Genomic DNA, 13,318 nt, shown 5'->3' on the forward strand with positions numbered 1-13,318 from the left:
AGATTAAAAAGGTTTTGTGACCGGGTTTTACTTCTACAATAGTGCGCTCCCATAAAGCCTTTAGTCTACTTTCCATGAAATTGATCACGACATTGCTCAGTACCTTGCTACTGGCAGGTTGTATGTCCAGCGATTTGAAGAAGTCCGAACAATTACTGCAAAATTTCCATTGTGCCAAGGTAGATACCGCCCAAATGCCACATAGCAGTATGACCGACTATTATCAGCAGATGTTGTATAGCAGCAAATCCAAAGTCGAATCTTATATCAAACAGTATCATCAGGGTGAAGAGTTATTTGACCTGCCATTGCATGAAGTGGTGGAACAGCAATATGATCTGTATAAAGATGCCTGCCAAAATCTGGGTGGAATTTTACCCGCTTCTGAAAATGCATCTTAAGTCTGTCAATCTTCATGATGATTAGGCAATAAAAAAGCAGGAGAATTTTCCTGCTTTTTTTCAACTCAATTTTAATTCTGATAATAGCGCTGATCTACGCTGAAGCATTCAGGGAATTTTGGCTGAATCTCTGCATAAAATGCCATGATTTCTGCCATGTCTTTTTCATAATCCCCTGTCGGATAAACAATTTTACCTACACCAGTTTTCTTCTTCTCATAATCCATATAGGCCAATGCAATCGGCACACCTGCATTAATCGCAACATGATAAAAACCTGTCTTCCACTGTTCCTGTTTAGCACGAGTCGCTTCTGGCGTGACCAGCATCACCAGTTTAGGATGGGTCTTGAATAATTCCGTCATCACCTGAACCATACTCGGACTAGGCTCCCCCGGCTGTTTAGGACGGCGATCAATCCCGATACCGCCCATAGCACGCACAAAAGGTCCAAATGGCAATTTCATATAACTGTCTTTAATGGTTAAGCGAACATTCACACCTAATGCTTTTAAGGCCAGTCGCGCATACAGTGCATCCCAATTACTGGTATGAGGCGCAGCAATCATGACACATTGGTCTAAATCTAAGGGCCAATGGTTATCAATTTCCCAACCCATCAGCCTCAGGCTTTGTTCTGCTAACTTCTCAAACACGTCACGCACCAATTCTATTCAAAATTGCGCGAATTTTAGCAACCTCGGCAAATATAGATAGTGCTCTATGATCAATAAATAAACAGTTAATCTATATTTGTATAATTAGAATTTTTAAATGAATAGTTGATTATTTTTGCCACCTTTCAACTTATCTCATACATCAATTTACGGATAGTTAAGATTGCTTCCCAATATAAATAGGAATTTCTTTCTAATTTAAAGGATTCATGCATTAAAAAGCTCTTAACCTCCTCATTTTGGGATATGGCAAATATAAGGGTCTTTTTATACTGAATCCACATTATAAATTTCAGGAAGATTCTAATGAAAAAGACTTTACTTTGTATTGCTTTAGCAGGGTTACTTAGTGCCTGTGGTGGTTCGGATGATAACTCAAGTACACCTCCAACAAGTAATATTGGAACCCAGACCGGGGTACTAACGGATGCTGTGATTGCTGGGGTACGCTATGTCACAAGTAGTGGTGCTACAGGTTTTACCAATGACGATGGTGAATTTAACTTCAATGAAGGAGAAACGGTTAAATTCTATATTGGTGATGTTCAACTCGGGGATGAAATTGAAGCAAAAGAACGTGTTACCCCTTTGGATTTAGCTGAGACTGAAAATGCTCGCCTTAACTTACTGGTATTTTTACAATCCTTAGATGGAGATGATAACGATGACAAACTTAAAATTAGTACGGCCACTACAGATGCCTTAAAAAATCAGAGTATCAATTTTGACCAACCTTATAATGACTTTAAAAATGAAGCTATTGTCAAAACAGTAATTCCTGAAGAAAAGTTAGTGAATGAAGAGGATGCTAAAGCACACTTCCAAGCGACCTTCTACAAAGATATTGCCGGCACTTGGGAGATTAACCGTACCGATAACACTGCTGTGTTGATTCACATTTTGGAAGATGGACGCTATGCACTAGGTGAAGCAGAAGCCAAAGATGAGAGTGGTCAAGCAGGCATTGAAATGGGCCGCTTAAAATGGAATGCAACAACAACCGTGATTGAACCGGAAATCCTGCATGATACCAATGGTGAATGGGGACTTTCACATCCTGCCGAGAATAAACCTTATTCTTTAAACTTTAATGGAACTCAATTAATTCTTACTGAACCAGGCGTTAATACTGAATACCGTTTAAATCGAGTTAAGCAGTCCAATAGTCTCGTCGGCACGTGGCGACTTAATGAAACGCACCTATTTGCTTTCTTCGATAACAACTATTATTTCTTCCTAGACACTGGAGGTGGAGATGACTGTGGTTGGCCAGGAATTGAATATGGCAAATATACATTGTCAGCAAATACTCTCACCACAACCGAGGTATTATTCGATACCAACGAGTGTGGTGGATTACAAGATAGTTCAAATGGCAGTAAGACAATTGCAAGCATCAATATATCTAACAACAATCTTATCTTACATCCGCAAGGTGAAGATCCTGTAACTTTACAACGTGTTAAATAACCCATATAAACCGGCTTGAATATGAAATTCAGGCCGGTTTAATCAATATGTTCAAATTGAATGGTACAGCCCATCAATAAATGCATCAGTTCGATTTGCGAACAACATTGGGTTTTTTCATAAATATTTTTAAAATATGTCCGTACCGAACTCAACGTAATGCCACACTGTTCTGCAATATCTTCTATTTTATAACCATTAATTAACAACTCGCATAAATCAAACTCTCGTTTGGAAAGCTGGTAACACTGTTGTAGGTAAGCTCTTGACAGGGAGTAATGCTGATTTTTATCTGTCATAAATAAGGCAATCTGATGCTGAGCAGACTGTAAATGCTGCATATTTCTTAATTTTTTAAATGGCACCACCGTCAGCATAAATTGCGAGCCTGCCCCATCACTCAACGCCAAGACTCCACCCACCTCAGTCTGAATGGTCGTATCTTCCAGCAAAGCACTTTCTAATAGCTGATCAAAACGTATCTGCTGAGCATAATTGGTTTTTAGACGGTTATGTATATCCAGATCCAGACATGAACTTTGATCAAGCATCTTTTGCGCAACAGGATTGGAATAACTTAAACACAGGTTTTGATCGAGCAGTACAATTCCGGTTTTTAAACTATCCAATACGGTATACAAGCTTAAATTATCTTGCTGAATCAAGTTGATTTGCCGGTGAATTTGCAAAGCCCGGCGTAAATGAATACTGATACGTCTTAGAAAATCCAGCTCAACTTGTTCAAAAGGCTGCACCTCAGGAGCACGATGAATACCCAGTACCGCCCAACGATAATTTCCCCGATCCAGCAATACCCCTGCCAGATAAGATACACCGCCAGGCTTTAAACACTTCTCATAGAAAACATAGTGATCCGTACCCGGCTGTTCTGCATAGTGCTGACAGTTATGACTCAATGCATCGCCCATCTCGATCGCATTCCATAATGGCATATGCAATTTCATATCAATCACTCTGATACGCTCATCTTGATAAGCAGCCAGACTTTCACTCGGGATATTGTGCGTGTAAACAAAATCATAGCCTGGATTAAGCTGATCCAGACCGGTAAAAATTGCACTCTTACTTTTAGTATAGCTCACGATATCTTTGATCACGTCCAGCCACAAAGATGGCAATACAGCAGCATCATAAATTTTTGCAATCAGATTATTTTCTTGTTCTAATTTCATTATCCCCTCCGCATTATCATTATTTTCTAATCATAGCGTTCAGAATTGGTTAACGAAACAGCATAAAGTGACTTTAAATTTGGCTAAAAATTCTTAAATCCTGCTCACTTATCAATAACTTTGACCTGATTCACCTAATGAATCAAACTTTAACAAGATTGCCCTATTTATCTGTACTGACTACTTTTAATGTAATTCATAACAAATAATTTAATAGGGTCAAAACAATGAAAAAATTAACGCTTACTGCTGCGATAGCAGTCGTTCTTGCAGGAGCTTTAACCGCCTGTTCAAAGCCCAATGATAATGAGCCGATGAGTAATAATGCTCAATCCAGCCCAGCCATGATGGAGCAAAATAACGCGGATACTAGTGTGAACCGTGCTGATAGCGCAGAAACTTCGCTAGATTGGGCAGGTGAATACGAAGGTGTTTTTCCTTGTGCTGACTGTGAAGGGATTAAGGTCGAGTTAGATCTCAATCCGGATAAAACCTATGAGCTAAATGAGGAATATTTAGGTAAAGCTGGAAATAATGAGACGGAAACTAAAGGTAGTTTCAGTTTTGACCCTCAAGATCCTTCAATCATCACATTAGATAACAAAGCTGAAAACCGTAAATTCTTTGTTGGTGAAAATTTTGTTGAAGCACGCGAGATGAAATCAGGTAAAAAAATCGACAGTAATTTAAATTATAAATTAGTTAAAAAGTCCGCATCATAATTTTGTAAACGCATAAAAAAATCCCCGCTATTGCGGGGATTTTTTATGAAATGCTCGGATGATGAATTACATCATGCCGCCCATACCACCCATGCCACCCATATCAGGCATTGCAGGTTTGTCTTCTGGGATTTCAGTGATCATGCATTCAGTGGTCAGCATCAAGCCAGCAACAGAAGCGGCGTGCTCAAGTGCAGAACGCGTTACTTTAGCAGGGTCAAGAATACCCATTTCCAGCATATCGCCATATTCGCCAGTTGCAGCGTTATAACCGAAGTTACCTTCGCCATTCTTCACAGCGTTGATCACTACAGAAGGCTCATCACCTGCGTTAGATACGATTTGACGAAGCGGTGCTTCAATCGCGCGGCGAAGAATGTTGATACCTACGTTTTGGTCATCATTCGCGCCTGTTACGCCTTCAAGTGCAGATGCAGCACGTACTAGTGCAACACCACCACCCGCAACAACACCTTCTTCAACCGCAGCGCGAGTCGCGTGAAGCGCGTCGTCTACACGGTCTTTCTTCTCTTTCATTGCAACTTCAGTTGCAGCACCGATTTTGATGACAGCAACACCGCCAGCAAGTTTCGCTACACGCTCTTGAAGTTTTTCTTTGTCATATTCTGAAGTAGATTCTTCGATCTGTGCACGGATTTGCTGTACACGGTCAGCGATTTGGCCAGCATTACCAGCACCATCTACAATTACAGTATTTTCTTTAGATACAGTTACTTTATGTGCTGTACCCAAGTGATCAAGCGTCGTTTGATCCAGCTGCATGCCGATTTCTTCAGAAATCACAGTACCGCCAGTCAAGATCGCGATGTCTTGAAGCATAGCTTTACGACGGTCACCAAAACCAGGTGCTTTCACCGCACACACTTTGATAATACCGCGCATGTTGTTGACAACAAGCGTCGCAAGCGCTTCGCCTTCAACATCTTCAGAAATGATTAAAAGCGGTTTGCCAGTTTTAGCAACAGCTTCAAGTACTGTAATCAATTCACGAATATTGCTGATTTTTTTATCAACAAGAAGAATGAATGGATTTTCAAGTTCTGCTGTCAAAGTATCTTGTTTGTTCGCGAAGTATGGAGAGATATAACCGCGATCGAACTGCATACCTTCAACTACGTCAAGCGAATCTTCGAAGCCTGAACCTTCTTCAACCGTGATTACGCCTTCTTTGCCCACTTTTTCCATTGCTTGCGCAATCAGCTGGCCTACAGTCGTGTCAGAGTTAGCAGAGATCGAACCTACTTGTTCAATCGCTTTAGAGTCTGATGCTGGTTTTGCAGTTGCCTTGATGTTTTCAACAACAGAACGTACTGCAATATCGATACCGCGTTTCAAGTCCATTGGGTTCATACCCGCTGTTACTGACTTGATGCCTTCATTCAAAATTGCTTGTGCCAATACAGTTGCAGTCGTTGTACCATCACCTGCGATATCGTTAGTTTTTGAAGAAACTTCACGAACCAGTTGAGCACCCATGTTCTCGAACTTGTCTTTCAGCGTAATTTCTTTGGCAACAGTGACACCATCTTTAGTGATGTGCGGTGCACCAAAAGAACGGTCGATAACAACGTTACGGCCCTTAGGACCCAAAGTAACCTTTACTGCATCTGCAAGGGTGTTTACACCAGCAATCATTTTTGAACGAGCTGAATCACCAAATTTTACGTCTTTAGCTGACATATTTGACTCCGAATATTGTTGTATCTTTACAAAATCTGATTTGGAATGAATAAAACTTTTTTAGCGCAGATTAAGCTTCTAATACCGCTAAAATGTCAGATTCTTTCATGATTAAAAGCTCTTCGCCGTTTACTTTTACAGTAGTGCCTGCATAAGTACCGAACAATACTTTGTCGCCAACTTTTACGTCTAACGCGCGTACGCCATTGTCAGTGATTTGACCATTACCAACTGCAATGATTTCACCTTGAGCAGGTTTTTCAGCAGCCGAACCTGGAAGTAAAATGCCCCCAGCTGTTTTAGTTTCTTCTTCAACACGACGAATAACAACGCGGTCATGTAATGGACGAATGTTGCTCATAAATAACTCCATCAGACTAAGTCTTTTTTAGGTCACTGATGACGACTTAATTATTCCATGGGTCATCATCAAAAATTTTTGATGTCACTTTTATGGAGATGGAATAAAACGCTTCAAGGGCAAAAATGAAAAAAAATTGGTTTTTTTTAACGAATCATAGGTTTTCGTCTATTTATTCGGCAGATCAGCCTTCAACATAAAGGCTTGTGCCACTTCATCGAATAAATATTGAGAAATTTTTCCTGTGGCATCAATCAGATTAAAGCTGTTCGGTTCATCTTTATGTAGACGATTTGACGCAGAAGTCCCTGCATGTACATCATATACAGGATGATCCATCCCCAATCCGAACATCTGATTCAAATCATAAATCGCCGGTTGATGCAGATGCCCATGCAACAGCGCAAACAGACCATGCTCTGCCCAGGCCTCTAAAGCAATTTTGGCCATCAATGGGCTGTCCTTGAAACCGCGCTTATTTTGAAAAGGCACATAAAAAGGTTGATGGCTGACAATGATTTTTAATTTGAACGCAGGCGCCTGAGCCAGTTGCAAATCAATACGCTGAATCTGCTCAAGGGATAAATGCCCTTTGGTATGATATCGACGTCGGATCGAATTCACCCCAATCAGATAAAAATTTTCAGTTTCAAATATTGGCTCCAATTCACCAAAAAAAATCTGGTAACGGGTAAATGGATTGAAAAGCCGATTCCACAAATGATAGAGCGGAATATCATGATTCCCCGGGATCACCATATAAGGCGTATTGAGCTGATCTAAAAATTTTTTGCAGGCAAAGAATTGACCCAAACGTGCGCGCTGAGTCAGGTCACCACTGATGACGACGGCTTCAAGTGGATGGGTCTGACAGAAATGCCGAATCGCTTCTAAACACTCCGGCTTCTCTGTTCCAAAATGCAGATCAGACAGATGCAGGATCATGTGGCACCATTACGTTTAGGCTATCTTTTAATACAGAAATATTGAGTGGCGGGGCCATTTCCACAATTTCCCCATCAATCGCTACCATCAGTTTCTTGGCTCGGGATTCGATTCGAACTTGATCGGCTGCAAAACTATAAACATCCGATGCCTGGTCAATCTTGCCACGAATCAGCTGATACACTAGCTTAAATAAAGTAAGCTTATCACTTTTAGAAACTACAACTCCCGCCACTTTGCCTTTTTCAGCCGCTTCTGCAATGCGCATTTTCATATCCGCCAGTTGCAAGGGATTATTGCCAAAAAAAATCAGTGGTGTTTTTACCGGATATTTCTTTTGATCCACCCAGATTTTTAGTTTTAATTCTTTACGGTCGCGAATTAAAACATCCAGTGCAGAAGTATAGGCATGTAGCGGTAAGCGACCAAAAATACGATTATAGTCTTCACGTTTTTTAATAAATAAAGGATATAGACCTAAACTGGCATTATTCAGATAAATTTCCTGATTGATACGAGCAACATTCATACGTTGTGGCTGTCCTGTCGCAATCACTTTTGCCGCTTCAAGCAAATCCAGCGGAATCCCCAATAATCTCGCCACATAGTTAAAAGTCCCTAAAGGCAAAATACCGACAGGAATTTGCGTATTCAACACATGTTTGGCGACTGTATTTAAAGTGCCATCTCCGCCTGCCGCAACGATGATTCCTGACTCGCTAGATGCCAAATGCTGTTCAAGCACCTCAACCATAATTTTATCAAATTGCTGTGAATCATTGATTTCATAAGCTTTAGTTTGATAACCCTGCGCTGAAAATATATCGATCAGCTGTTCATAAATGCCTTCTGGCCCCTGTATGCGAAAACCAGCTTTATGATTAAAAATCAGCGATAAGGGTTTAGATTGATTAGACATTTTTCGCGCAATTTCATTGAAGCCTATTGGCATTTTGTCCAATTCATAGACAATTAACAGTGGCTTTATGTAAAATTCAAATGGCAACCATTTATTTAATCAATAATGAATATTAGAGATCTTATAAAATTAAGATAATGATTTTAATATCAATTTTTAAAATAAATACCACTCATCACTTATATAAATAACCTTAATAATTCAAATGTTTAGTTTTATCTTGTTGTTTTACTTATATTTATAAATAAAATAGCATTATATTCCAAAAGAAATCTAGCACTTCTTTGGTCTTATTTTTTTTATCATTTTATGCTTTAATACAGCCACTTTTTTTCATACTTCATCTGGGCGATATTTTTTATTGCTCGGATTGTACTTTGTACATCTAATTTGTACACATTTGAGATAGGCCTCACCATGACCCAAGTGAACGCACCAGAATTCGTTCGTCACCCTAAGCTTATTGCTTGGGTGGAAGAGATTGCTAAATTAACAAAACCAGCAAAAATTGAATGGTGTGACGGTAGCGCAGAAGAATATCAACGTTATATCGACTTGATGATCGCTAACGGCACAATGCAAGCGCTGAATCAAGAAACTCATCCTGGTTCTTATCTTGCAAATTCTGATCCTTCTGACGTAGCACGTGTTGAAGATCGTACTTACATCTGTTCTGAAAACAAAGACGATGCTGGCGCGACCAACAACTGGGAAGCACCTGCTGTCATGCGCGAAAAATTGAACGGTTTATTTGACGGTTCAATGGCAGGTCGTACACTTTATGTGGTTCCATTCTCAATGGGTCCATTGGGTTCTCATATCGCTCATATCGGTATCGAGTTAACTGACTCTCCTTACGTTGCAGTAAGCATGTCTAAAATGGCTCGTATGGGTAAAGCTGTTTATGACGTTCTTGGTACTGACGGTGAATACGTTCCTTGCGTACACACTGTAGGTGCTCCGCTTGCGAATGGCGAAAAAGATGTTGCATGGCCTTGCAACAAAGAAAAATACATCGTGCATTACCCAGAAACTCGTGAGATCTGGTCTTATGGTTCTGGTTATGGCGGTAACGCATTGTTGGGTAAAAAATGCCTGGCATTACGTATTGCATCATTTATGGGTCGTCAACAAGGCTGGTTAGCTGAACACATGCTGATCCTTGGCGTGACCAATCCACAAGGCGAAAAACACTACATCGCAGCTGCATTCCCATCTGCATGTGGTAAAACAAACTTCGCTATGTTGATTCCACCAGCAGGCTATGAAGGCTGGAAGATTGAAACTGTAGGTGACGATATTGCTTGGATCAAACCAGGTGAAGACGGTCGCTTATATGCAATCAACCCTGAAGCTGGCTTCTTCGGTGTAGCGCCTGGTACCAACACCAAGACCAACCCGAACTGTATGGCAACCATGCACAAAGACGTGATTTATACAAACGTCGCTGTGACTGACAACGGTGAAGTATGGTGGGAAGGTCTGACTAAAGAAGCGCCTGCCAACCTGACTAACTGGAAAGGTCAACCACACACTGGCGAAGAAAAAGCAGCGCATCCAAATGCTCGTTTCACAGTTGCAGCTGGTCAATGCCCTTCTATTGACGCTGACTGGGAAAATCCAGCTGGCGTGCCAATTTCTGCGTTCATCTTCGGTGGTCGCCGTGCAGACACTGTGCCTCTAATTTCAGAAGCATTTGACTGGGTTGACGGTGTTTACAAAGCTGCAACGATGGGCTCTGAAACAACTGCTGCTGCTGTTGGTCAACAAGGTGTTGTTCGTCGTGACCCGTTCGCGATGCTGCCATTCGCTGGCTACAACATGGCGGATTACTTCACGCACTGGTTAGAAATGGGCGAGCAAGTGGGCGCGAAAGCTGCCGCTGCTGGCAACAAACTTCCAGGTATCTACAACGTGAACTGGTTCCGTCGTGATGCTGAAGGCAACTTCGTATGGCCTGGTTTCGGTCAAAACATGCGTGTTCTTGAGTGGATCATTGACCGTTGTGAAGGTCGTGCTGATGCTGTTGAAACACCAATCGGCCTAGTTCCTACTTACGAACAGTTGAACTGGACTGGTTCTGACTTCACTAAAGAACAGTTTGACCTAGTAACTTCTCAAGATAAAGATCAATGGATCAAAGAACTTGAAAGCCACACTGAATTGTTCGACAAGCTGGGTGAGCGTTTACCGGAAGCGTTAAAAACTCGTCAAGCAGAACTTATTGCTGCGGTTAAATCTGCTTAATTGCTGATTTAATTAAAAAAGGTCGCATAAGCGGCCTTTTTTATTGGCTGTTTAAACAATTGATCACAATTGACCAGAGCAGCAGTTTAAGCAAAATATGGCATACTTAAGCCAAGACTTCAGGAACTATAAATATGAAAAGAACAACAGTAATTTTGGCTATGGCTGCGAGCAGTTTCGTACTGAGTGCATGTCAGACCACACCCCATCAATTCAATGGACAAAGTGGCTATGAAATTCTGGAACGTTCAGGCAATACAGCAACCTTGAGCTACACCCTCTCAGGACGACCAAGCCAGGATGAAAATCGCTTGCAAGCCGCTTGCAGACACGTATTAGGAAATTCCAAAACTTACAACATCCAGATTTTAAGCACCAATGAAATTTCCAATCCAACTGCGGAACAGGAAAACTATGGCCGCCAACTGGGTAATAGCCGCACGCAAATCAGCTTGAGCAATACGCCTGATTTACATAATAGCGAGAACCCGGGTGCACGCGAAGCTTTAGAAGCCCGCCCTACGACCATGCGGGTTATTCGTTATACCTGTTCTTAATATCTGATACTTAGTTACTTAATCAGAGTAAGACAATCAAAAAGGGCCTAGTGCCCTTTTTAATTTTTTAAATTTAACGTGTTTTATAGAAACTGACATTACGAAATTCGGGCGATTCATCCAAATCCGGCCAGGTCGTCGCACTACGCTCATCCAGTTTTTCATATTGAGGATGACTAAAGTTTTTTACCCGACTGTCTGCAACCCACACCTCAGGTGCAAATTTTAAAAACTCATCCAGGAAGAAACGGTTACATTGATCATAGAGCACATCTGCGGCTAATAAAATATCCACTTTCTCTGCCTTATATAGGTCATCCAGATATTCAAGCTCGACATCATTTAGCTCTGCATTGGCACGACAGGCATCTAGACTAACTTGATCGATATCACAGCAGATCACACGTTTTGCACCTGCCATTTTCGCCGCAATGGCAACTACGCCCGATCCCGCCCCAAAATCCAAAACTACTTTGTCTTTAACATGATGCGGCTCTGCCAATAGCCACTGCGCCATCGCCAAGCCTGAGGCCCAGCAAAAGATCCAGTATGGTGTATCATTCCAAATGCGACGAATCACCTCATCATCCAGCTTATCTGTTGGGAATACTGGCGGAATCAGCCACAGGGAAATGGGTGTATCCGGCAATTGCTGTGCATGTAGCTCACAGTGTGGAATCACATCATGCAAGGCTTTTAGTAGATGTTCTGGGGCTTGAGGGAGTCGGAAGGTGCAGCTCATTAGATTTCTTTTAATTAGTATTAATGTCTTTGAAGAATCTCCCCTAGCCCCTCTTTAAAAAAGAGGGGGAAACTCCATCCAAAAATAGTGATCAGAGTTCCCTCCTTTGAAAAAGGAGGGTTAGGGAGGATTTGATTAACCTAAAGCTTTTTCAGCAGCTTCAACCGTTTGACGGATTAAAGTGGTAATCGTCATTGGACCTACACCACCCGGAACTGGTGTGTAAGCAGAAGCAATTTCTTCAATGCCAACAAGTTGGATATCACCAACACCACCGCCATCACGTGGATGGAAACCAGCATCAACAACCACTGCACCTTGTTTGATCCAGTCTTTTTGAATTAATTCTGCTTTACCTACCGCACCGACAATGATATCTGCTTGCTTAACAAAGCTTGCAAGATCTTGAGTACGTGAATGGCAAATGGTTACGGTTGCATTCGCTTCTAGCAGCATCGCAGCCATTGGTTTACCCAAAATTGCAGAACGACCTACAACTACCGCATGTTTACCAGCGATTTCAATGTTGTTCTCTTTCAGGATAGTCATAATACCCGCAGGCGTCGCTGAACCATAGGCTGCCTCACCCATTGCCATACGACCATAGCCCAGGCAAGTGACACCATCTACGTCTTTTTCAAGCGAGATTGCATCGAAACAGGCACGCTCATCAATTTGCGCAGGAACCGGGTGCTGAAGCAGAATACCGTGCACATCAGGATTTGCATTTAATTTTTCAATTTCAGCCAATAATTCTTCAGTTGTGGTTTCTTTAGGAAGTTCCACTTTGAGTGAATCCATACCAACACGGCGGCAGGCATTGCCTTTCATGCGAACATAAGTTGCAGATGCACCATCGTCACCTACCAAAATCGTCGCAAGAATTGGAGTACGACCTGATTTTGCTTTCAGCGCTTCTACGCGAGTAAACAAGTCAGCTTCAATTTGCTTCGCCAATGCACGACCGTCTAGAACTAATGCCACGGCACTTCTCCCAAGTGTTGATATGAATCAATTTTGCACATTCTACATGAATAATTTAAATATTTTCCGCCAGATGATGTTTTTATGCGCATACAGATGAATACACTATTGTTTTTTTTTCTGAGCTTGCTAATATACGCATCAACAAGACGCGGCGGGGTGGCAGAGTGGTCATGCAGCGGACTGCAACTCCGTGGACGCCGGTTCGATTCCGACCTCCGCCTCCATCTTGTTAAAGCCCGAGTGGTGAAATCGGTAGACACAGGGGATTTAAAATCCCCCGCCCACAAAGCGTGCCAGTTCGAGTCTGGCCTCGGGCACCATTCTTCTACTATAGAAAGATGGTGCAAATAAAGAACCCAGCGAAAGCTGGTTTTTTTATATCTGTAATTTAGTTAG

13 protein-coding genes and 2 tRNA genes are annotated in these 13,318 nt (G+C 41.7%); 7 read left to right on the forward strand and 8 right to left on the reverse strand.

All coding sequences use genetic code 11. The features are described 5' to 3' along the window. Positions 1–74: 74 nt before the first annotated feature. A complete protein-coding gene (locus AC1IR0_RS01510; RefSeq protein WP_479741127.1) occupies positions 75–401 on the forward strand; it encodes a hypothetical protein in 327 nt (108 codons plus the stop codon). A 71-nt stretch (positions 402–472) separates the two neighbouring features. Here the strand turns inward: AC1IR0_RS01510 and AC1IR0_RS01515 are convergent, their stop codons facing one another. Further along, positions 473–1,021, reverse strand: a complete 549-nt coding sequence (locus tag AC1IR0_RS01515) for a 1-acyl-sn-glycerol-3-phosphate acyltransferase (protein WP_085064787.1) — start codon at positions 1,019–1,021, stop codon at positions 473–475. Positions 1,022–1,384: 363 nt separating this feature from the next. On the opposite strand from AC1IR0_RS01515, the gene AC1IR0_RS01520 reads away from it, so the two are divergent. Further along, entirely contained in the window at positions 1,385–2,548 is a 1,164-nt protein-coding gene (locus tag AC1IR0_RS01520; RefSeq protein WP_479741128.1) for a hypothetical protein, read from the forward strand. 38 nt (positions 2,549–2,586) lie between these two features. Here AC1IR0_RS01520 and AC1IR0_RS01525 read toward each other — a convergent pair whose 3' ends face one another. Then, positions 2,587–3,741 carry a LuxR C-terminal-related transcriptional regulator gene (locus AC1IR0_RS01525; protein WP_005246939.1) on the reverse strand — a complete coding sequence of 385 codons (1,155 nt, stop codon included), beginning with the start codon at positions 3,739–3,741 and terminating at the stop codon, positions 2,587–2,589. 227 nt (positions 3,742–3,968) lie between these two features. Here AC1IR0_RS01525 and AC1IR0_RS01530 point away from each other — a divergent pair, with 227 nt between their 5' ends. After that, positions 3,969–4,463: a copper resistance protein NlpE gene (locus AC1IR0_RS01530; RefSeq protein ID WP_005107501.1), complete on the forward strand. Its 495-nt coding sequence runs from the start codon at positions 3,969–3,971 to the stop codon at positions 4,461–4,463. A gap of 66 nt (positions 4,464–4,529) precedes the next feature. On the opposite strand, the gene groL is transcribed toward AC1IR0_RS01530, so the two are convergent. The 4 genes from groL to AC1IR0_RS01550 form a co-directional block, all read right to left on the reverse strand. After that, the gene (groL, locus tag AC1IR0_RS01535) at positions 4,530–6,164 is read right to left on the reverse strand and encodes a chaperonin GroEL (protein ID WP_004279474.1); all 1,635 of its coding nucleotides are present in this window, start codon (positions 6,162–6,164) and stop codon (positions 4,530–4,532) included. 70 nt (positions 6,165–6,234) lie between these two features. Continuing rightward, positions 6,235–6,525: a co-chaperone GroES gene (locus tag AC1IR0_RS01540; RefSeq protein ID WP_004646315.1), complete on the reverse strand. Its 291-nt coding sequence runs from the start codon at positions 6,523–6,525 to the stop codon at positions 6,235–6,237. A 168-nt stretch (positions 6,526–6,693) separates the two neighbouring features. Beyond that, positions 6,694–7,470: a metallophosphoesterase family protein gene (locus AC1IR0_RS01545; RefSeq protein ID WP_409653343.1), complete on the reverse strand. Its 777-nt coding sequence runs from the start codon at positions 7,468–7,470 to the stop codon at positions 6,694–6,696. Beyond that, positions 7,451–8,389, reverse strand: a complete 939-nt coding sequence (locus AC1IR0_RS01550; RefSeq protein ID WP_034438446.1) for a diacylglycerol/lipid kinase family protein — start codon at positions 8,387–8,389, stop codon at positions 7,451–7,453. The genes AC1IR0_RS01545 and AC1IR0_RS01550 overlap by 20 nt, the downstream gene beginning before the upstream one ends. Positions 8,390–8,806: 417 nt before the next feature. Between AC1IR0_RS01550 and AC1IR0_RS01555 the strand changes: the two genes are divergently transcribed. Both AC1IR0_RS01555 and AC1IR0_RS01560 read left to right on the forward strand, forming a co-directional pair. Then, positions 8,807–10,636, forward strand: a complete 1,830-nt coding sequence (locus AC1IR0_RS01555) for a phosphoenolpyruvate carboxykinase (GTP) (RefSeq protein ID WP_004279470.1) — start codon at positions 8,807–8,809, stop codon at positions 10,634–10,636. Between the two features lie 134 nt (positions 10,637–10,770). After that, on the forward strand, positions 10,771–11,193 hold the full coding sequence (locus AC1IR0_RS01560) for a hypothetical protein (RefSeq protein WP_004646311.1): 423 nt from the start codon (positions 10,771–10,773) through the stop codon (positions 11,191–11,193). Positions 11,194–11,266: 73 nt separating this feature from the next. On the opposite strand, the gene AC1IR0_RS01565 is transcribed toward AC1IR0_RS01560, so the two are convergent. Beyond that, the gene (locus AC1IR0_RS01565) at positions 11,267–11,935 is read right to left on the reverse strand and encodes a class I SAM-dependent methyltransferase (RefSeq protein WP_004279468.1); all 669 of its coding nucleotides are present in this window, start codon (positions 11,933–11,935) and stop codon (positions 11,267–11,269) included. A 135-nt stretch (positions 11,936–12,070) separates the two neighbouring features. Further along, positions 12,071–12,919 carry a bifunctional methylenetetrahydrofolate dehydrogenase/methenyltetrahydrofolate cyclohydrolase FolD gene (gene folD / locus AC1IR0_RS01570; protein WP_004646309.1) on the reverse strand — a complete coding sequence of 283 codons (849 nt, stop codon included), beginning with the start codon at positions 12,917–12,919 and terminating at the stop codon, positions 12,071–12,073. Positions 12,920–13,072: 153 nt separating this feature from the next. Between folD and AC1IR0_RS01575 the strand changes: the two genes are divergently transcribed. Continuing rightward, a tRNA-Cys gene (locus tag AC1IR0_RS01575) sits at positions 13,073–13,146 on the forward strand. A gap of 10 nt (positions 13,147–13,156) precedes the next feature. Beyond that, a tRNA-Leu gene (locus AC1IR0_RS01580) sits at positions 13,157–13,242 on the forward strand. The last annotated feature ends 76 nt before the right edge of the window (positions 13,243–13,318 follow it).

It is taken from the genome of Acinetobacter sp. 129952 (assembly GCF_056642055.1).